The sequence below is a fragment of the Fictibacillus marinisediminis genome (genome assembly GCF_023149135.1).
In the GTDB taxonomy this organism is placed as follows: domain Bacteria; phylum Bacillota; class Bacilli; order Bacillales; family Fictibacillaceae; genus Fictibacillus_C; species Fictibacillus_C marinisediminis.
Window position 1 is genome coordinate 63792 of sequence record NZ_JAIWJX010000002.1, and the last position, 20157, is coordinate 83948.

Sequence of the window (20157 nt, forward strand, 5' to 3'; positions counted from 1 at the left end):
AAGAAGGTTTCATTTATGTATTACATCCAGTGATTACACCATATGAAAGCGAGGGCATTATTCTATGAAAGCAACAGGCATTGTACGCCGTATTGATGACCTTGGCCGGGTTGTTATACCGAAAGAGATTCGCCGTACGCTCCGCATCAGAGAAGGGGATCCACTTGAAATTTTTGTGGACAGGGATGGCGAAGTGATATTAAAAAAATATTCACCGATCAATGAACTCGGTGATTTTGCAAAAGAATATGCAGAATCCTTGGCTGACAGTTCGGGACATTTAGTTCTCATCGCTGACCGTGATTCTTTTATTGCGGTAGCTGGCGGATCAAAGAAAGACTATCTGAACAAAAGCATCGGCAAAATGATTGAATCATCAATGAACGACCGAAAATCACTGCTTGATTCCAATGGAAGCGAAGTAGAGATTGTAGATGGAACGAAAGAGTCATCATCCTACGTTATTGCACCGATTGTAGCGAGCGGTGATCCGATTGGAGCCGTTGCTTTAATATCAAAAGAAGGCAAGAAAATCACAGAACTCGAGCAAAAGCTTGCAGAGACTGCAGCCGGCTTTCTTGCCAGACAAATGGAACACTAAAAGAAGGAAGCTGAGGCTCCTTCTTTTTTTCTGCCATTAACCAGGCGCTTCAGCATTTCTTGATCCAGCTTCAGCCGCTAGAGACTCGACCACTTCGGTCTTTGTCAGAAAACAAAAAGCGTTTTATGCCAAAGCCCTCCAGTGCATTTCGTCTCTAAACAGCGGCTTCAGCTTTTCTAACTATGCTATAATACTTATACTTTTATTCGATGCAGTGTTTAGGAGCAGGTATGGACGAACAATCGAAACGGATTTGGCATGGGGCGTTTTTGTTGACTGTCGCCATGTTTATCGTAAAAATTCTGAGTGTGGTTTACCGCATTCCTTATCAAAATATAACAGGCAATACGGGGTTTTATGTGTTTCAGCAGGTGTATCCGTTTTACGGCATCGCTTCAGCGTTTGCGGTGGCTGGGTTTCCTGTTGCTCTTTCCCGTCTTCTATCTGAAAGGTCAGAAGGCCTTTTAGAAAACGAGAGGGGCACGATCATCCGAAGTGCATTTACTGCATTTATTGCGGCAGGCTTGCTTCTTTTTTTTCTGTTGTTTTTTGCATCAGCCAAGATCGCAAGCTGGATGGGTGACCCGGGGCTTCAGCTTCCGATTCAGGCGACTTCGCTGATCTACTTAACCGTACCCTTTGTGGCCGTTTTCAGGGGGATCTTTCAAGGGTTTGAACAAATGAAACCCACAGCTTTTTCCCAGGTGGCAGAACAGTTCGTCAGGGTTGCCTGTATCATTGGGTTTTCCTATTATTTTATTTCACATGGCTATAATGTCTATATTGCTGGTGCGGGAGCCTCCGCTGGCTCTGTTGTCGGTTCTTTGGCAGGGCTGCTCGTTTTAGTTCTCTATTTCTACCGATCCGGGAGTCGGAAGAAAAGCTGGATAGTAGGGGCCAAACCATCAAGAAAGATAGCTTTTCAGCTCCTTTCAGCGGGGCTTCTATTATCATTGAGCTCAATGATTTTACTTTTATTCCAGCTGGCGGATGCTTTTACGTTCGTAAATCTTCTGCGGCAAAATGGGGTGCCGCTAGGGGAGGCAAGAAGTTTAAAAGGGATCTTTGACAGGGCGCAGCCGCTCCTTCAGCTGGGTACGGTCATTGCAACCTCCATTTCCCTTGCTGCTGTCCCGGCAGTGGCCGCGGCAAAAGTACGCTTGGACTCTGCCAGAATTCAAAAAATATGCGGGATCTCGATAAAGGCTGTTTTTATTATCGGTCTTGCCGCAGCGGCAGGCCTTGCCGTGATTATCGAGCCTGTAAACCGGATGCTTTTTGAGAGCGCAGAAGGATCCTTGGAGATCGCAGTTCTGGGTATCTCTATCCTGACCGTTTCCCTTTTCCTTGTATCCACCGGCCTTTTGCAGGGGATGGGTTACAGTACCTATCCTGTGATGAGTGTATCAGCTGCTTTTATTGTTAAAGTGGCAGGAAACCTTGCTATGATGCCGTTATGGGGTCCAATGGGAGCAAGTTTTGCCACTGTATTGGCATCCATTGCCGCAGCGGCAATAAACCTTGTCATATTAGAAAGAACAACAGGCTTTGCTGCTGCAGAAAAATTTTATGGCATACGCATCGGCGGCGCTGCGGCTGTGATGTCGCTTACGGCATGGCTCATAAAATCAGGATTGGATCGTGTGATGACAGAATCCAGATTGGCGGAGGCTGTCATTTCACTTGCTGCCAGTGCAGGCGGCGGGGTCGCTCTTTTTGTGGCACTCACAACAGCTAACGTATTAAAGGTGGAAGAACTGGTCCGCATTCCTAAACTACAAAAATTACAGCATATGTTGAAACGCTGGAAAGAAAGAAGGAGTTAACATGCCTTATTCGATAACAATACTTGGACTGGGAGCAGGGGACCTGGATCAGCTCACTGTAGGAGTGTACCGGATGCTGCTTAAGGCAGAACATGTCTTTGTCCGTACAAACGATCATCCAGCTGTAGCTCAGCTGGAGCAGGAAGGCGTCAAGATGACTTTCTTTGATGACCTCTATGAAAAACATGATGCTTTTGAAGATGTTTATCGTGAAATCACTTCTGTTTTATTCCAAAAGGCTTCTTCAGATCACATCATCTATGCCGTGCCGGGCCATCCGCTTGTTGCCGAGCAAACCGTTCAGCTGCTGCTGAAGGAAGCTGACAGCCGCGGCGTTGAAGTGAAAGTGGCAGGAGGCAAAAGCTTTCTGGATGAGATGTATACCGCTTTAAAAATTGACCCGATTGACGGATGTCAAATATTGGACGGCACCAACTTGAAGAAGGAACACATCCAGATCCGCAACCACCTCATCATCGTGCAGGTGTATGATGGATTCATCGCTTCCGAAGTAAAACTGACGTTAATGGAAAAGTATCCGGATGACTTTAACGTTGCTGTTGTGACCGCTGCAGGAAGTGCCGAAGAATCCATTCAGTGGGTTCCCCTTTATGAGCTGGATCGTTCTGTCACGCTCAATAATTTGACGGCCGTCTACGTTCCTCCTGTTGATAAAAAGGAAATGCTGTACCGGGATTTTGAGCATCTGCGGGGTATCATCAGAGAACTGCGCGGGCCGGACGGCTGTCCATGGGACAAGAAACAAACGCATGAATCGTTGAAAAAATATTTAATTGAAGAAGCCTATGAAGTGCTTGAAGCCATCGATGATGAAGATGATGAGCATCTAGCTGAGGAATTGGGGGACGTTCTCCTTCAAGTCTTGCTGCATGCCCAAATCGGTGAAGATGAAGGTTATTTTTCAATGGATGAAGTGATCTCAGGTCTGGCAGATAAAATGATCAGGCGCCATCCTCATGTATTCGGTGACGCAGAAGCCGATACAGCGGATGAAGTGCTTCAAAATTGGGAGCAGATTAAATCCAAGGAAAAAGGTAATGAGCACCGCCGCTCGCTCCTTGATGGGGTAGCCAAAGGGCTTCCTGCACTGCACAAAGCTTTTGATTATCAGAAAAAAGCGGCAAAGGCCGGTTTTGACTGGGATGAGGTCACGCCTATTTTAGATAAGTTAAGGGAAGAGTTCGACGAATGGAAAGCCGCAGAATCCGCCGATGAACGCCGTAACGAATTTGGGGACATGCTGTTCACCATGGTGAACCTCGGACGTTTTTACGGCATCCATCCGGAAGAAGCCCTGGCTCTGACGAATCAAAAGTTCTATGCACGGTTCCGCTATATCGAAAATGAACTAAGCAAAGAAGGGCTAACTCCAGAGGAGGCCTCTCTGGAAAAGATGGACCAGCTCTGGAATCAGGCGAAAGAAAATTTGTAAAACCGGGAAGGAATCTGTTTTTTCTTAGAGAATATTGTTCGAGAGCAAGCAGAACCCTTAAGTTTTCTGGACTTTGCCCGAATCTTTTGAAAGAATGCTAAGGAGGTTTTTAAAAATGAACAGAAATGAACTAGTTACAAATATTGCTGAGAAATCAGGTTTAACCAAGAAAGACGTTGAAGTGGTAGTAAGTGGTCTTGTTGATGAGATTACAAATGCGTTGAAGAGCGGAGACAAAGTACAATTCGTAGGATTCGGAACGTTTGAAACAAGAGAGCGTTCAAGCCGTACAGGGCGCAACCCGCAAACTGGAGAAGAGATCAGTATCCCTGCCTCTACAGTTCCGGCTTTCCGTCCAGGGAACAAGTTAAAGGAAGCCGTAAAGTAAATGCGTCTTGATAAATTTCTTAAAGTCTCCCGTCTTATTAAAAGAAGGACGGTAGCAAAGGAAATTTCTGATCAAGGCCGCATCGCCATCAACGGCAAACAGGCCAAATCCTCTTCGGTTCTGAAAGCCGGTGACGAACTTTCTATCCGCTTCGGACAGAAACTCGTGACCGTTCGCGTAGATGAGCTAAAGGAGTTCACTAAAAAAGAGGAAGCTGGCCAAATGTATACCATCATCAATGAGGAATCACTTCAATCAACGGAAGAAGAGCCTAAGTTTTAGGCTCTTCTTTTTTATTTAGCTCTGTTAGTCCATGTATGCTGCTGATTTTTGGTGAGGTGTGATTGGAGAAAAAGACTTGGGGGTCTCATTTAAGCATCAGGATGCGATGTCCAATAGAATAGAAAATCAACAATATGCCTTTAGCGACCAGAGGGGGAAACTTATCTTTTGTTTTCAGCTTAAAACGTTATTTCATCCCCAGTCCTGAAAAGATGCGCTTTTCTTTGTTTAGTCCAAGTTCTAAAGTTGTCCCTTTTTTCATAAACATAAAGCGAAAGAGGGGGATTAGAATGGACCAATATCATAACTATGGCTCCTTAAATAATGCGAACCTTCCAGATCATGACGTGAAAATGGTTGGCCGGAAAAAACTTGAGATCACTGGTGTCAAACAGGTTGAAAGCTTTGATAACGAGGAGTTTCTACTGGAAACAACGATGGGCTTTCTGGCAATCCGGGGTACCAACCTGAAAATGAAGAATCTGGATGTGGAATCCGGCATGGTGTCCATAGAAGGGAAAGTATTTGACCTTGTTTATCTTGACCAGCAGAGCGGGGAAAAAACCAAAGGATTTTTCGGCAAGCTTTTCAAATGACCTTATCTGTACAATTCCAGACGATGCTGTCTATGGCAGCCATGGGAATATGGATCGGGATGGCGATTGATACGTATGGCCGTTTCGTCCATGAACGCCGAAAATGGTACTGGCTGCACTTTATCAATGACTTGATTTTCTGGCTTCTGCAGGCACTGATCGTCTTTTATGTTTTGCTTCATGTGAACCATGCCAATCTCCGTTTGTATATTTTTGCGGCTCTTTTGTGCGGCTTCAGTTTTTATAAAGCGTTGCTGCAAACCGGCTATAAACACGTGCTGGAAGTGATGATCCGCATTGTCACACAAGTGTTCCGTTTTTTCGTACGGCTTTTCTATGGACTTATTATAAAGCCTGTAAAATGGGTAATCTCTATCATTTTAGCTATAGGCATTTTGGCGGCAAGATGGGTTTGGGCCATTGTTGTCACGCTGCTCAAGATTATTTTTTCTCCAATAAACTGGTTATTTAGACTGATTTCACGTTTCATTCCTAAGCAAACATGGTATAATTTAAAAGGTAAATGGCTAAAAAAAGCAGGGATTCTTATTTCTCTGAAGAATACAGTCAAAAATTGGTTCCGCAAACAGGAGAAATAGGAGGGTGGACATGGTCCAGTTTAATAAAGAGAAGATTACTGAATTAAATACGGGCTACGTTAAAGAACATCATCTCCAGCAAAAGATCGACGCGAAGAAGAAACGTGGTTTATATCGACGCCTGGCAGCTTTTATGGTGGTTTTTTCGTTTTTTGCCTTTATGCTGATCTCAACCATCACTTCCCAAATGGTCTCACTCGAGGATAAGGGGAAGCAAGAAAAACACCTGAAGGCCAAATTAGAGCAGACAAAAAATAAGAAGTCACAATTAAAAGATGAAGTGCATAAACTAAAAGACGTTGATTATATCGGGGAGATTGCAAGGCGTGATTACTTCATGTCAAAGAAGGGGGAGACCGTATTTAAAGTACCAGGGTCTTCGTCGGATTGACATCCCGAATTTTTCACATGTATAATAAAGTAAACTTATGAATACCTAAGGAGGAGCATTTTCTTCATGTCAATTGAAGTAGGCAGCAAGTTGCAAGGTAAGGTTACAGGAATTACTCATTTTGGAGCGTTTGTCGAGCTGCCAGGAGGAACAACCGGACTTGTGCACATTAGTGAAGTTGCAGACAATTATGTTAAGGACATTAACGACCACTTAAAAGTCGGTGATGAAGTCGAAGTTAAAGTCATGAATATCGAAAAAGACGGCAAAATCGGCTTGTCCATTAAAAAGGCGAAAGATAATCCTGCACCGGTGAGAAACAGCTACGGAGCAAACAAAGGAAACTTTGGTGCACCGAAAAGCGGTGGCTTCGGTCCGTCAAAAGGCGGATTTAATAAACAGCGCAAAGGTTCCCCTCGCGGCAATGGTGGTTTTAACACGGCTGTAACATTTGAAGATAAAATGAGTAAATTCTTAAAAGACAGTGAAGACCGTCTGGCAACATTGAAACGCCAAACAGAGTCAAAACGCGGCGGACGCGGAGCTCGCCGAGGCTAATAGGCTGCTGACTTGAATGCTCAAGCTTCACAACCTTATATAAATACAAAGACATCTCTCAAGGGATGTCTTTTCTTTTTGATTTTTTCAGGCGGATCGGCTGATTCAGCTTTTCTTTTTAATCTTTTTTGAAAAACCGTTGACAGGTGGTATGGATTCTTGTAATATACTATTTGTGTCTTTAACATGGCGGTGTAGCTCAGCTGGCTAGAGCGTACGGTTCATACCCGTGAGGTCGTGGGTTCGACTCCCTCCGCCGCTACCATGTTTTTCTACAAAAAAAATAAGACTGGCCCGTTGGTCAAGCGGTTAAGACACCGCCCTTTCACGGCGGTAACACGGGTTCGAATCCCGTACGGGTCACCAATTACATATAATTTTCAACCCTGTATTTTTATAAAAAAATACAGGGTTTTTTGTATTTGTCCAAGACAATACAGATTTTTTGTATTTGTACGTCGAGAAGTTTTTTGAACATGCTCTAATCGTTTGACAAAAAATGTGAATTACCTGTGGGTATAATGATACACACAAAAACTATAGGGGTGGTGTGGAGGATGTATCAAAAGGCGGACAGAAATGTAATGGGACCTCTTCGGGCGATGGTGTGGTTTGAGAAGACGCAGAATCTTTCAATCGGCATGAGTAAACGCTTTATGCACAGGCTGGAAAGTGTGCTTTTAAACTGGAGACTGTTGTTGTTTGCTGTTGGTTTTTTACTTGGACGAGCTATGATTCTATCAGAGATAACACCTTTTGCCCTGCCGCTGATCGCTTCAGTATACATTTTGCGGAAAGAACGGACAGGTATTGCGATTCTTGCACTGATGGCCGGTGCGCTGTCCCATATGCCCATCAACGCATTTTACATAATAACGGGAGTTGTCATTTATGCTGTTTATCAAAAGGCAGCTGACCTGATGACAAAGAACCGTGCCAGATGGGTGCCGGCCGTCGTATTCCTGACAAGCCTAACGGCCAGGATGGCGACCATCTTTCTTACGTCAGGAAACCCTCAAATCAGTGAGTACATGATGGGAGCTGTTGAAGCGGGCCTTTCACTCGTACTTACCTTGATTTTTTTGCAAAGTATTCCTCTATTGAACTTCAAACGAATTCCACAATCGTTAAAAAATGAAGAAATCATTTGTTTTATGATATTGCTGGCTTCTGTCATGACCGGGACCATCGGATGGGAAATTCACCATTATTCGGTTGAACATATCGTTTCAAGATATTTAGTTCTGATGTTCGCGTTTGTTGGCGGAGCGGCGATCGGCTCAACGGTCGGCGTCGTAACGGGGTTGATTTTAAGTTTGGCTAATGTAGGTAGCCTCTACCAAATGAGCTTGCTTGCTTTTGCGGGTCTCTTGGGCGGGCTGCTGAAAGAAGGGAAGCGGCTTGGTGTCGGTTTCGGCCTGTTGATCGGCACATTACTGATCGGTCTGTATGGCGAAGGAAATGCAGCCATTCTGCAGACGATGATTGAGTCAGCTATTGCTATTGCTCTTTTTTTACTCACGCCGAATGCCGTGATTTCGAGCATTGCCCGCTATGTGCCGGGATCCCGGGAACATTCTAACGAACAGCAGCAGTATGTTAAAAAGATCAGAGACGTGACGGCGAACCGTGTAGAACAGTTTTCGTCAATGTTCCAGGCGCTGTCTCATTCCTTCTCTTCCTATGGAGAAGATGAATATGAAGAGAGCAGCGACCGCGAAGTTGATTTGTTTTTAAGCAACATCACAGAGAAAACGTGCCAGACTTGTTTTAAGAAGGAACAGTGCTGGGCAGTTAATTTTACTAAAACGTATGAGATGATGTCCCAAATTATGTACGAGCAGGAGCAATATCAGGAAATAAAAGATCGGCGGCTTAAACTAGAATGGGAAAAGCATTGTGTGAAGCCTCAAAAGATTACAGATGCCATTTCGAAAGAGCTCTCTCAGTATCGGGCCAGCCAGAAGCTGAAGCAGCAGGTGCAGGAAAGCAGGAAGCTGGTTGCTAATCAGTTGCTTGGCGTATCGCAGGTGATGGGGGATTTTGCGAAGGAAATCCAACGAGAGCATGCCAACCATCAGGTGCAGGAGGAGCAGATTAAAGAGGCGATCCTGCATGCGGGCATTGAGCTGGGGCATATCGACGTATACAGCCTTGAAGCGTCCAATGTGGATATTGAATTGAGCCTCCCATATTGCCAGGGCAGCGGGGAGTGTGAAAAAATCATTGCCCCTCTTTTATCAGATATCCTTCAGGAGACGATTGTTGTAAAGAAAGAGGAGTGCGGCTATTACCAGAACGGCAATTGCCATGTGTCGTTCGGATCGGCACGTGAGTTTGTCATTGAGACAGGCATTGCTTCTGCGGCAAAGGGAGGAGCATGGCTTTCCGGCGACTGCCATTCTACGATCGAGCTCGGCGGCGGAAAATATGCCATTGCGATTTCAGACGGCATGGGAAATGGCGAAAGGGCTTTTAAAGAGAGCAATGAAACACTGGAGCTGCTTCAAAAGATATTAAAATCAGGGATCGATGAAGAAGTGGCTATCAAATCGGTCAACTCAGTTCTTTCTCTTCGTACGACAGATGAGATCTTTTCTACGCTGGATCTCGCTATGATTGACCTGCAGGATGCTTCACTGAAATTTTTGAAGATCGGCTCATCACCAAGCTTTGTCAAACGCGGTGACCAGGTAAGAATGATTGAGGCAAGCAACCTTCCCATTGGAATCATTGAAGAATTTGAAGTCGATGTGGTCAGTGAGCAGCTGAAGGCAGGGGACCTGCTCATCATGATGAGCGACGGAATCTATGAGGGGCCAAAGCATGTGGAGAACATTAATGCGTGGATGAAGCGGAAGATCAAAGAGATGGGGACAGACGATCCTCAGGCCATGGCAGACTTACTTATGGAAGAGGTCATTCGCACAGGATCGAATTCGATTGAAGACGATATGACGGTGGTGGTAGCGAAAATCAACCGTAACATTCCGAAATGGGCGTCCATCCCTCATTTTCCGAAAATCAATATTAAACGCCCGAAAGCTCAATAATTTCAAAGAATCATAGTATAAATCCCCTCACCGATGACAAGGATGATAACAGCAAATCATGATGAGAGGAGACGATTTATATGGACATAAAAAAAGGTACACTGCGCCAGGTGCTTCTAATCACAGATGGCTGCTCAAACCAGGGCGAGGATCCGGTTGCGATGGCGGCGCTTGCACGCGAACATGGCATTACGATAAATGTTATCGGCATTATGGAAGAGAACAGTCCTGAATACCTTCATAAAGGCTTGAAAGAAGTGGAGGATATATCCTTGTCAGGAGGTGGTGTGAGCCAGATTGTCTATACGGCACAGCTTTCCCAGACTGTTCAGATGGTCACGAGAAAAGGGATGGCACAGACAATTCATGGCGTCATCAACAGCGAACTTCAGCAGATTCTTGGAAAAGATTCGACTATCGAGGACCTTCCTCCAGAAAAACGGGGGGAAGTTATGGAAGTGGTAGATGATCTCGGTGAAACCATGGATCTGGAATTGCTCATTCTCGTAGATTCGTCCGGGAGCATGGAGAAGAAGCTGGCTACTGTACAGGAGTCGCTCATTGACTTATCCATCTCCCTGAACTCCAGGATGGGCTACAATACATTCGCACTGTATGCATTTCCGGGCAAGAAGGATGATACAGAAAAGCTGATTGATTGGACCCCTCAGTTAAATTCGATCACCAGTGCGTTCAGCAAGCTTTCATCGGGAGGTATTACCCCGACCGGTCCGGCGATAAAAGCCGCGATCAATGAATTTACGAACAGGCGTTCAAAAAGGAGATTGATCACCGGTGATGAAGAAGAATACTTCGAAGGGTCAGGTTTTTAAGCTCGGGGCCGGTGAACGGGTTACCGGCAAATGGCACCGAAACGAGTATTCCATCATTAGAGAGCTGGGCTCAGGGGCTACAGGAACTGTGTATCTTGCTGCCGGAAGAAACGGCAAGGTCGCTGTTAAAACAGGCCATGACAGCATGGCGATTATTTCGGAAGTCAACGTGTTAAAACACTTTTCAAGGGTCCAAGGCAAAATCCTTGGGCCTTCTTTAATCGATGTGGATGACTATCTTCAAGGACAGCAGCAGATCCCTTTTTATGTGATGGAGTATTTAAAAGGAGATACATTGTTTCACTTCATGAAGAACCATAAAGAAGAATGGGCGGCCATCCTCCTCGTCCAGCTTCTCACGGATCTGCAGATGCTTCATCAGGCCGGGTGGATTTTCGGCGATTTAAAGCCCGACAACCTGCTTGTCGTAGGGCCCCCGCACCGCATTCGCTGGATCGATGTGGGAGGAACGACTCAAATTGGGCGGTCGATCAAGGAATATACTGAGTTTTTTGACAGGGGCTACTGGGGTCTTGGTACCCGGAAGGCTGAACCGTCCTATGACCTGTTCGCTGCAAGTATGATTATGATTAACCTGGCTTATCCCCAACGGTTTGATAAAAGGAAGGACGGGGGACAGCAGCTGAAGGACGCTGTCAAAAAAAGCGCCATGCTGTCTCCCTTCCAATCTGTTCTCCTGAAAGGCTTGTACGGAAAATATAAAAGCGCCGAAGAGATGCGCAATGAAATGGTTTCCACCCTGAACAATAAGGGAAGAAGCAAAATGACGGCCCAGCCTGTAAACGGACAGCGGTCAAGCAGACGGTCGGGACAGAAGATCATAAAGAAAAAGAGGAAAAGAGCGGTCATGTTCGAAACGGTTCTCTTGGGCTCATTTCTGTTTATCGTCTATCTGTTTTACCTGGTCAGCCAGTCCATGTAGCGGCAGTTTCAATTCCTTACAGGGTCCTCCTTGTTTTTGGTATACTACCCGAGAGGCTGTTTTCATGAAAAAATGGACGAAGGCAAGGTTGAGCCGCATCGGATAAGGAGAGAAGGGAATGCTTCAGGCAGTCGAACAATTTATTAAAAAGCATCAGCTGATTCGCCGGGGACAGACAATCGTCGTTGGTGTATCCGGCGGCCCTGATTCCATGGCATTGCTTCATTATCTTTGGAACCGCAGAAAGGGGGATGAGCTGAACATTATTGCTGCCCATGTCGACCACATGCTGCGGGGCAGAGAGTCGGAAGAAGACCTCTTGTACGTGCAGTCCTATTGCCGGGAGCATGATATTCAGTTTGAGGGCAAACGTGTGGATGTGGCTTCCTATAAAAAGGAGAATCAAGTGACGAGCACCCAATTGGCTGCGAGAGAATGCCGGTATGCGTTTTATGGTGAAGTCATGGCAAGGCATAAGGCCGATTCACTCGCATTGGCTCACCATGGAGATGACCAGACGGAGACCATTCTGATGCGGATGACAAGGGGAAGCTCAGGAACCGCGCTTGGCGGGATGCAGGCGAAGCGCTCTTTTGAAGGCCGATGTATTATTCGTCCTTTTTTAGGAATAACGAAGGCCGAAATAGAGCATTATTGTAAAGTACATACGATTTTTCCGAGAAGGGATCCGAGCAATGAAGCGGATGACTATGTCAGAAACCGCTTCAGGCATAATGTGCTGCCTTTTCTTAAAAAAGAAAATCCGAATGTTCATCTTCGATTTCAGCAAATAAGTGAAACTTTTTATGAGGATGAAACGTATTTATTGGAACAGGCAAAAAGAAGCCTGGGAGCTGTTGTAACAGTGAAAAAAGCATCGTTGATTGAAGTTTCGGCTGCTAAATTTCTCAACATGCCTATTCCTTTACAAAAAAGGGCGATTACACTAATATTAAACTATCTATATAAGCAAACACCTTCATCTCTTTCCTCACTACATAAGGAAAGCTTTTTAACTTTGCTCGGAAGCGAACATCCATCTGGAAGGCTGGATTTTCCCCATGGTTTGCAGGTAATCCGTTCCTATGACCGGTGCAGGCTGACGTTTGGGGAAGCCGAAAAGCAGGAAGGCTATCAAATGGAATTGAAAGTGCCAGGAACGCTCGAACTTCCTGTAGGTTTCATCACCGCTGAGTATAAAGAAGAGTATCCGGATGGAAAAAAGGGAAAAGATGTTTTTGTATGTGATGTTAAAAGTGTAAGTCTGCCAATCATTGCGAGGAGCCGCAAACCCGGTGACCGGATGGCCATTCAAGGGGTAAGCGGAACTCGGAAGGTCAAGGATATATTTATCGACCAAAAGCTTGAGAGGGAGAAACGCGATGTATGGCCCGTCCTGCAAGATGGGAAGGGAAACATTATCTGGATTCCGGGTATAAAGCACGCCCCCGTTCCACACTCAAGCAAACCTAAGCAATGGTTAGTCTTACAGTTTCAAAATTTCTGCCAGGACGTCTAGGAGGCCAAAGCAGCATGCATGATGAAATTAAAGAAGTATTAATTTCCGAGGAAGTTCTCCAGGAAAAGATCAAGGATCTCGGAAAGCAATTATCAGAGGATTATCAAGATCGATTTCCGCTTGTTGTCGGAGTATTAAAAGGAGCCCTTCCTTTTATGGCGGATCTTATCAAACGGATGGACATCCACCTTGAGATTGACCTCATGGCCGTTTCAAGCTATGGAGCATCCACTGTTTCTTCAGGGGAAGTTAAAATAATTAAGGACCTGGATACATCTCTTGAAGGACGAGATGTCATCATTGTCGAAGATATTATAGACAGCGGTCTGACGTTAAGTTATCTTGTTCAGCTTTTCAAAACCCGTAACGCCAATTCGGTTAAAATTGTTACTCTGCTGGATAAACCGACTGGCAGAAAAGTGGATATCAAACCGGATCTTACAGGTTTTATCGTACCGGATGCGTTTGTTGTCGGTTATGGCCTGGACTATATTGAGCGCTATCGCAACCTTCCTTATATCGGGGTTCTGAAGCCTGAAGTATACGAAAAGTAATCCTGTTTATTTGTTAACATGCAATAATAAATGTATTTCATCGTCTCATTGTCGTTGAGGAGGTAAGGAATGAATCGGATCTTCCGGAACACCATATTTTACTTGTTAATCTTTTTAGTTGTAGTTGGTGTCGTAAGCTTTTTTAACGGAACCAACAATGAAGTGAAGAAAATTCGTTATGATCAATTAACGAATTACATTCAGGAAGGGCGCGTAAAAAGCATTGAGTACCAGCCTGAAGGCGGCGTTTATGTTGTTAGAGGAAAGCTGGAGAATGCGAAACAGGGCGAAGTGTTTGAAACATATACACCAGACTCTGAAGAATCCATCAAACAGCTTAACCGGCTAGCTAAAACAGCTGACGTTGACATTAAACCAGAAGAGCAGACGAGCGGTTGGGTTACGTTCTTTACATCCATTATTCCGTTTGTCATTATTTTCATTCTGTTCTTCTTCTTGCTCAACCAAGCTCAGGGCGGCGGAAGCCGAGTGATGAACTTTGGTAAGAGTAAAGCCAAGCTCTATAACGAAGAAAAGAAAAAAGTGACGTTCAAAGACGTTGCCGGAGCGGACGAAGAAAAGCAGGAACTTGTTGAAGTGGTCGAATTCTTAAAAGATCCACGGAAATTTGCTGCTTTAGGAGCCCGTATTCCAAAAGGGGTTCTCTTAGTGGGACCTCCAGGTACTGGTAAAACGTTGCTTGCCCGTGCGGTTGCAGGGGAAGCGGGAGTTCCTTTCTTCTCAATTTCAGGTTCTGATTTTGTTGAGATGTTCGTTGGGGTCGGTGCATCACGTGTACGTGACCTGTTTGAAAACGCTAAAAAGAATGCACCGTGTATCATCTTTATCGATGAGATCGATGCAGTCGGACGCCAGCGCGGTGCCGGTCTTGGCGGCGGACATGATGAGCGGGAACAGACGCTTAACCAGTTACTCGTTGAAATGGATGGATTCGGAGCTAATGAAGGAATCATTATCATTGCTGCGACCAACCGTCCGGATATTCTTGACCCTGCTCTTCTTCGTCCGGGACGATTTGACCGTCAGATTACGGTAAACCGCCCTGATGTAAAAGGAAGAGAAGAAGTACTGGGTGTACATGCACGCAATAAGCCATTAAGTGAAGAAGTAAACTTGAAAACCATTGCCATGCGGACTCCTGGTTTCTCCGGTGCCGATCTTGAGAACCTGCTGAATGAAGCAGCTCTTGTGGCAGCGCGGCAAAACAAGAAGAAGATTAACATGGACGATGTGGATGAGGCGATTGACCGAGTCATCGCGGGTCCTGCGAAGAAAAGCAGGGTTATCTCACAAAAAGAAAAGAATATCGTGGCCTACCATGAAGCTGGGCATACCGTCATCGGTCTAGTGCTGGAAGGGGCAGATACGGTTCATAAAGTAACAGTAGTGCCTCGCGGCCAGGCAGGCGGATACACCGTGATGCTTCCAAAAGAAGACCGGTACTTCATGACAAAACCGGAACTGCTTGATAAGATTGTCGGTCTCCTTGGCGGCCGTGTTGCCGAAGAGATTACCTTTAATGAAGTCAGCACAGGTGCTCACAATGACTTCCAGCGTGCTACAGGCATTGCCCGCCGCATGGTTACGGAGTTCGGGATGAGTGACAGGCTTGGACCGATGCAATTTGGCTCAAGCTCTGGCGGACAGGTATTCCTTGGACGCGATTTCAACAATGAGCAAAACTACAGTGATGCCATTGCCCATGAAATCGACATGGAAATCCAAAATATCATTAAGGATTCTTACCAGCGCTGTAAACAAATCCTTACAGAGCATAATGAAAAGCTTGAAATTATCGCTCAAACTCTTCTCAATGTAGAAACATTGGATGAAGAGCAAATTAAGGAGCTTGTAAAAACAGGACAGCTTCCTGAGCGTAAAGTCATTTCTTCTCCGGAAAATGATGTAAAGGTTACAATTCATAAAAAAGACGAAGAAGAACGCAAGGAAGATTAAAACGAAGGATGCCTCTAACTCAGAGGCATCCTTTTTAAAAGTAAAAAATCAAATCAAAAGTAAGCGAGGCATTTCCATGATCTTTGTTTTTGACGTAGGAAATACGAATATCGTACTGGGTATGTATGACGGAGATGATCTGAAACATCATTGGAGGGTCAGTACTTCCAGAGAAAAAACAGAAGATGAATACGGAATGCTGATCCTCAGCCTGTTTCGGAATGCGGAGATTGAAAGAAAAGAAGTTGAAGGGATTATTATCTCATCTGTTGTGCCTCACATTATGGCGACGCTTGAGCGTATGTGCCTCAAATTTTTTCATAAAAAACCGCTGGTGATCGGGCCTGGCATAAAGACCGGTTTGAATATAAAATATGAAAATCCAAGAGAAGTGGGGGCTGACCGGATTGTTAACGCCGTTGCAGCGATTCACAATTACGGTAAACCGCTCATTATCGTTGACTTTGGTACGGCCACGACATATTGCTACATCAATGAGGCGGGCCATTATATGGGGGGCGCAATTGCCCCGGGAATTAATGTAGCGACAGAAGGCCTCTATAAAAATGCGGCGAAACTTCCGAGAATAGAGTTTGCCAAACCTGAGAACATTATTGGAAAAAACACGGTAAGTGCCATGCAGTCAGGACTTTTATTTGGATATGTTGGACAGGTTGAGGGTATTGTTAAAAGGATAAAAGCTCAGGAGAAAACGAGTCCAAAGGTAGTGGCTACTGGAGGAATGGCAGGTCTGATCGCAGAGGAATGCGAGCTGATCGATGTGGTTGATCCTTATTTAACCTTAAAGGGCCTGCAGCTGATCTACTTAAAAAACAATCGGAAATGAACGAGAACTTCTGAGTTAATACATGAGGATAGGTGATAAATATGTCGGATTATTTAATAAAGGCGCTGGCCTTTGACGGGCAAATACGCGCGTACGCTATGAGCGGCAGTGAAATGGTGGGTGAAGCGCAGCGCAGGCACCAAACCTGGCCTACGGCTTCAGCAGCGTTAGGCCGTTCGATGATGGCGAGCACTATGATGGCATCCATGCTAAAAAGTGATAAGCACAAGATGACGGTAAAGATTGAAGGCGGAGGCCCCATTGGTGCTATTGTTGTAGACGCTGCACCAAGCGGTCATACAAGAGGATATGTAACGAACCCGCAAGTCCATTTTGATTTGAACCAGCAGGGGAAATTAGATGTTGCACGTGCAGTGGGTAAAAATGGATTTTTATCAGTAGTCAAAGATCTTGGTCTGCGTGATAACTTCACCGGTCAGGTTCCGCTTGTATCCGGAGAGATCGGCGATGATTTTACTTATTATTTCGCAGCCTCTGAACAAGTGCCTTCATCAGTGGGTGTAGGTGTTCTCGTTAACCCGGATAACAGCATTCTTGCTGCAGGAGGATTTGTGATTCAGGTGCTGCCAAATGCATCAGATACAATTATTGATCTTTTGGAAGAGCGGATTTCTGCTATACCTCCAATCTCTAAATTAGTTGAAAAAGGCCTCACCCCAGAAGAGATCCTGTTTGAACTGCTTGGGAAAGAAAATGTAAAAATACTGGATAAGATGCCGGTTTCCTTCCAGTGCACATGTTCACGGGACCGCATTGCCAATGCACTTGTGTCATTGGGAAGAGAGGAAATCCGTTCAATTATTGAAGACGAAGGGCAGGCTGAAGCCCACTGCCATTTCTGCAATGAAACTTATTTATTTGCAAAGGATGAACTGGAAGAGCTTTATAACGAAAGCAGATAAATTTAAAGAAAATCGATCAAACTTAGAATGCTTTGGGTCTATAGGTCTAAAGCAGTGCATATGAATTGACAGACGATTCGTACTGTTGTTAAACTTAAACCAATGTATTTACTCGGAATTAGGAGAGTGATAAGGTTGGCGAGAATAGCAAATTCAATTACAGAGCTTATTGGACAGACACCTGTTGTTAAACTCAATCGTATTACAAATGATACTCATGCAGACGTGTATTTGAAACTGGAATTCATGAACCCGGGAAGCAGTGTTAAAGACCGCATTGCTTTGGCTATGATTGAAAAAGCGGAAGCGGACGGCAAACTTAAAGCAGGCGATACGCTTATTGAACCTACAAGCGGGAACACGGGTATCGGGCTTGCAATGGTAGCCGCAGCTAAAGGCTATAAGGCTGTTCTTGTCATGCCGGACACGATGAGCTTGGAGCGAAGAAATCTGCTGCGCGCTTATGGAGCGGAGCTTGTACTGACACCTGGCGCTGAAGGAATGGGCGGAGCAATCCGCAAGGCGGAAGCTTTATCAAAAGAACACGGCTATTTCTTGGCACAACAGTTCAACAATGAAGCGAACCCGGAGATCCATCGGCAAACCACAGGGAAAGAAATTCTTGAACAATTTCCGGACGGACTGGACGGTTTCATTTCAGGAATCGGTACAGGCGGCACCATCACCGGTGCTGGGGAAGTGCTGAAAGAAGCTTACCCTGATATTCGATTATACGCCGTTGAACCATCTGATTCTCCTGTACTGTCAGGCGGAAAGCCCGGTCCTCATAAGATTCAGGGAATTGGCGCTGGATTTGTTCCGGAAATCTTAAATACGTCTGTATATGATGAAGTTATCCAGATTACAAATGATGAAGCTTTTGAATTTGCACGCCGTGCGGCTAAAGAAGAAGGAATCCTTGGCGGGATCTCCTCAGGAGCTGCTATCGCTGCTGCTCTTAAAGTGGCTGAGAAGCTGGGCAAAGGCAAAAAAGTGCTCGCCATCATTCCGAGTAATGGTGAACGGTATTTGAGCACACCGCTATATCAATTTGATGAAACAGAATAACAAGACATCAAGCTGACAATTTTGTCAGCTTTTTCTATGCATGGGAGTATTGTCTAGCTCTAGCGCCCAGGACGAAATTTGAAACACCATTCGTCATAAGTCCTCGGAGGACGAATTGATAAATCACAATTCGTCTTAGGTCGCTTCACACTTATTCCTCAACACAAAATGCGTGTTGCTGGATAAGTGTTCCACCGCTTGCGCTTTTCTCAAAAGTAATTGGATTTTTATCCCCACATTAATCACTGCATCAGTTACAATAGTATCCATAAGAAAGATCAGGAGCGTGACAGGTGTGCCTTACCCAATTTGTGAAGAGCGACAAATCATCTTTAAAAAAATTCCCCTAACCAAAAGCGAATGGTTCAGCCGTTATAGGAGCCTTTCGGGCAGTGAAGAAAACCACGTTCTCCTTGAAAGCGGACGGAGCGGAAAATACAGCATCATAGGTCTTTCCCCAGTTGCTTATATTGTAGGTAAAAACAATAAAGTTTCTTTTGAATATAAAGGCAGCAATACAACGAGAGAAGGAAAACTCCTTCCGATCATTAAAGATTGGCTTAGCTTGTTTAAGTGCGATGTTCCGGCAGGGCTTCCTGATTTTAACGGAGGAGCTATCGGATATTTTAGTTATGATGTGGCCAGGGAGATTGAGAAGCTTCCTCAAAAAGCAGAAGATGATCTTCAGCTTCCGGACGTTTCTCTCATGGTATTTGATGATGTATTCGTATATGACCATGAAGAAGAATGTTTATGGCTTATTCTTCACTATGAAGAACAGCATAAAAAAAGGGCAGAATTAAGACTGGAACAATATCGAGCGGAATGGACCTCGGCAAATCACAGCGGCGTTTCGGCAAAGAACGAAAAGGTGCCCTTTTCTTTTTTGCAGGAATCGGTATCCATGTCTGAAGAAAAGTTTGTGCAGGCAGTAAAACAAGTCAAAGAGTATATTGCTGCAGGCGATGTCTTTCAGGTTAATCTATCTGTACGGCAGTCAAAGCCTCTTCTGTCGATGCCATTTGAAATTTATAATGAACTTCGCCGTTTTAATCCATCGCCTTATATGGCTTACTTTCATACACCTGATTTTCAGCTCGTCAGCGGTTCACCTGAATTGTTAGTGAAAAAAAAGGGAGAACATATCAGTACCCGCCCGATCGCCGGGACACGCTCAAGGGGCAAGACGGAAGAAGAAGACCGTAAGCTCGCATTAACACTGATCGAAAATGAGAAAGAACGCGCGGAACATGTGATGCTGGTTGACCTGGAAAGAAACGACCTGGGCAAAGTGAGTAAGTATGGCAGTGTTGAAGTGGACGAGTTTATGACGATTGAAAAATACTCCCACGTCATGCACATTGTCTCGAACGTCAGGGGAATACTTCGTGAAGACTGCGATGCGTTTGACCTGATTGCAGCCACTTTTCCAGGCGGGACGATTACAGGGGCTCCGAAAATACGCACAATGGAAATTATTGAAGAGCTTGAGCCTGTGCGCAGAGGAGTATATACTGGCTCTATCGGCTGGATTGGATACAATGGTGACATGGAATTGAACATCGCGATCCGGACGATGGTCTGCAAGGACGGAATGGCCCACGTACAGGCTGGTGCCGGCATCGTTATCGACTCAGACCCCCAAGCGGAGTATAAAGAGTCGCTGAAAAAAGCCGCTGCTTTATGGCGGGCCAAGGAATTAAGTGAAGAAAGCAAGTACGAGTTAGTTTAGCTGAGCTTAGAGGA

At 45.1% G+C, this 20157-nt stretch carries 19 protein-coding genes and 2 tRNA genes; all 21 read left to right on the forward strand.

Annotation, left to right across the window (positions count from 1 at the left end; all coding sequences use genetic code 11):
• Positions 1-64 precede the first annotated feature (64 nt).
• A complete protein-coding gene (gene spoVT / locus LCY76_RS00380) occupies positions 65-601 on the forward strand; it encodes a stage V sporulation protein T (protein WP_248251044.1) in 537 nt (178 codons plus the stop codon).
• Positions 602-831: 230 nt separating this feature from the next.
• On the forward strand, positions 832-2427 hold the full coding sequence (locus LCY76_RS00385) for a putative polysaccharide biosynthesis protein (RefSeq protein WP_248251045.1): 1596 nt from the start codon (positions 832-834) through the stop codon (positions 2425-2427).
• A 1-nt stretch (position 2428) separates the two neighbouring features.
• Positions 2429-3880, forward strand: a complete 1452-nt coding sequence (yabN, locus tag LCY76_RS00390) for a bifunctional methyltransferase/pyrophosphohydrolase YabN (protein WP_248251046.1) — start codon at positions 2429-2431, stop codon at positions 3878-3880.
• 115 nt (positions 3881-3995) lie between these two features.
• On the forward strand, positions 3996-4268 hold the full coding sequence (locus tag LCY76_RS00395; RefSeq protein ID WP_053356253.1) for an HU family DNA-binding protein: 273 nt from the start codon (positions 3996-3998) through the stop codon (positions 4266-4268).
• Entirely contained in the window at positions 4269-4550 is a 282-nt protein-coding gene (locus LCY76_RS00400; protein WP_053356252.1) for an RNA-binding S4 domain-containing protein, read from the forward strand. It abuts the gene before it with no gap.
• Between the two features lie 290 nt (positions 4551-4840).
• Positions 4841-5146: a sporulation protein YabP gene (yabP, locus tag LCY76_RS00405; protein WP_053356251.1), complete on the forward strand. Its 306-nt coding sequence runs from the start codon at positions 4841-4843 to the stop codon at positions 5144-5146.
• Positions 5143-5745: a spore cortex biosynthesis protein YabQ gene (yabQ, locus tag LCY76_RS00410; RefSeq protein WP_248251047.1), complete on the forward strand. Its 603-nt coding sequence runs from the start codon at positions 5143-5145 to the stop codon at positions 5743-5745. The genes yabP and yabQ overlap by 4 nt, the downstream gene beginning before the upstream one ends.
• Before the next feature lie 10 nt (positions 5746-5755).
• Positions 5756-6136 (forward strand): FtsB family cell division protein, encoded by a 381-nt coding sequence (locus LCY76_RS00415; RefSeq protein WP_062240335.1) that lies wholly within the window; start codon positions 5756-5758, stop codon positions 6134-6136.
• 66 nt (positions 6137-6202) lie between these two features.
• Positions 6203-6694: a S1 domain-containing RNA-binding protein gene (locus LCY76_RS00420; RefSeq protein ID WP_053356248.1), complete on the forward strand. Its 492-nt coding sequence runs from the start codon at positions 6203-6205 to the stop codon at positions 6692-6694.
• A gap of 188 nt (positions 6695-6882) precedes the next feature.
• Positions 6883-6959, forward strand: a tRNA-Met gene (locus tag LCY76_RS00425).
• A gap of 26 nt (positions 6960-6985) precedes the next feature.
• Positions 6986-7060 (forward strand) — tRNA-Glu (locus tag LCY76_RS00430).
• Between the two features lie 191 nt (positions 7061-7251).
• Positions 7252-9747 carry a stage II sporulation protein E gene (spoIIE, locus tag LCY76_RS00435; RefSeq protein ID WP_248251048.1) on the forward strand — a complete coding sequence of 832 codons (2496 nt, stop codon included), beginning with the start codon at positions 7252-7254 and terminating at the stop codon, positions 9745-9747.
• A gap of 86 nt (positions 9748-9833) precedes the next feature.
• Entirely contained in the window at positions 9834-10580 is a 747-nt protein-coding gene (locus LCY76_RS00440) for a VWA domain-containing protein (RefSeq protein ID WP_248254552.1), read from the forward strand.
• Entirely contained in the window at positions 10546-11523 is a 978-nt protein-coding gene (locus LCY76_RS00445; protein ID WP_248254553.1) for a serine/threonine protein kinase, read from the forward strand. The genes LCY76_RS00440 and LCY76_RS00445 overlap by 35 nt, the downstream gene beginning before the upstream one ends.
• A 118-nt stretch (positions 11524-11641) precedes the next feature.
• Positions 11642-13042: a tRNA lysidine(34) synthetase TilS gene (gene tilS, locus LCY76_RS00450; protein ID WP_248251049.1), complete on the forward strand. Its 1401-nt coding sequence runs from the start codon at positions 11642-11644 to the stop codon at positions 13040-13042.
• 14 nt (positions 13043-13056) lie between these two features.
• Positions 13057-13596, forward strand: a complete 540-nt coding sequence (gene hpt, locus LCY76_RS00455; protein ID WP_248251050.1) for a hypoxanthine phosphoribosyltransferase — start codon at positions 13057-13059, stop codon at positions 13594-13596.
• A 69-nt stretch (positions 13597-13665) separates the two neighbouring features.
• Positions 13666-15573: an ATP-dependent zinc metalloprotease FtsH gene (gene ftsH / locus LCY76_RS00460; protein WP_248251051.1), complete on the forward strand. Its 1908-nt coding sequence runs from the start codon at positions 13666-13668 to the stop codon at positions 15571-15573.
• Positions 15574-15649: 76 nt separating this feature from the next.
• Positions 15650-16420, forward strand: a complete 771-nt coding sequence (locus tag LCY76_RS00465) for a type III pantothenate kinase (RefSeq protein WP_248251052.1) — start codon at positions 15650-15652, stop codon at positions 16418-16420.
• A gap of 41 nt (positions 16421-16461) precedes the next feature.
• Positions 16462-17343, forward strand: coding sequence for an Hsp33 family molecular chaperone HslO (gene hslO / locus LCY76_RS00470; protein ID WP_248251053.1), 882 nt, complete (start codon positions 16462-16464; stop codon positions 17341-17343).
• A 135-nt stretch (positions 17344-17478) separates the two neighbouring features.
• Complete coding sequence (cysK, locus tag LCY76_RS00475; protein ID WP_248251054.1) at positions 17479-18411, forward strand: cysteine synthase A; 933 nt, start codon at positions 17479-17481, stop codon at positions 18409-18411.
• Between the two features lie 295 nt (positions 18412-18706).
• Positions 18707-20143: an aminodeoxychorismate synthase, component I gene (pabB, locus tag LCY76_RS00480; RefSeq protein WP_419714913.1), complete on the forward strand. Its 1437-nt coding sequence runs from the start codon at positions 18707-18709 to the stop codon at positions 20141-20143.
• Positions 20144-20157: the final 14 nt, after the last annotated feature.

Coding starts and splice junctions, on each gene's coding strand:
- LCY76_RS00385 (WP_248251045.1), top strand. CDS start 832: ATGGACGAACAATCGAAACGGATTTGGCATGGGGCGTTTTTGTTGACT.
- tilS (WP_248251049.1), top strand. CDS start 11,642: ATGCTTCAGGCAGTCGAACAATTTATTAAAAAGCATCAGCTGATTCGC.
- spoVT (WP_248251044.1), top strand. CDS start 65: ATGAAAGCAACAGGCATTGTACGCCGTATTGATGACCTTGGCCGGGTT.
- yabP (WP_053356251.1), top strand. CDS start 4,841: ATGGACCAATATCATAACTATGGCTCCTTAAATAATGCGAACCTTCCA.
- ftsH (WP_248251051.1), top strand. CDS start 13,666: ATGAATCGGATCTTCCGGAACACCATATTTTACTTGTTAATCTTTTTA.
- spoIIE (WP_248251048.1), top strand. CDS start 7,252: ATGTATCAAAAGGCGGACAGAAATGTAATGGGACCTCTTCGGGCGATG.
- hslO (WP_248251053.1), top strand. CDS start 16,462: ATGTCGGATTATTTAATAAAGGCGCTGGCCTTTGACGGGCAAATACGC.
- LCY76_RS00445 (WP_248254553.1), top strand. CDS start 10,546: ATGAAGAAGAATACTTCGAAGGGTCAGGTTTTTAAGCTCGGGGCCGGT.
- yabQ (WP_248251047.1), top strand. CDS start 5,143: ATGACCTTATCTGTACAATTCCAGACGATGCTGTCTATGGCAGCCATG.
- LCY76_RS00395 (WP_053356253.1), top strand. CDS start 3,996: ATGAACAGAAATGAACTAGTTACAAATATTGCTGAGAAATCAGGTTTA.
- hpt (WP_248251050.1), top strand. CDS start 13,057: ATGCATGATGAAATTAAAGAAGTATTAATTTCCGAGGAAGTTCTCCAG.
- yabN (WP_248251046.1), top strand. CDS start 2,429: ATGCCTTATTCGATAACAATACTTGGACTGGGAGCAGGGGACCTGGAT.
- LCY76_RS00415 (WP_062240335.1), top strand. CDS start 5,756: ATGGTCCAGTTTAATAAAGAGAAGATTACTGAATTAAATACGGGCTAC.
- LCY76_RS00400 (WP_053356252.1), top strand. CDS start 4,269: ATGCGTCTTGATAAATTTCTTAAAGTCTCCCGTCTTATTAAAAGAAGG.
- LCY76_RS00420 (WP_053356248.1), top strand. CDS start 6,203: ATGTCAATTGAAGTAGGCAGCAAGTTGCAAGGTAAGGTTACAGGAATT.
- LCY76_RS00465 (WP_248251052.1), top strand. CDS start 15,650: ATGATCTTTGTTTTTGACGTAGGAAATACGAATATCGTACTGGGTATG.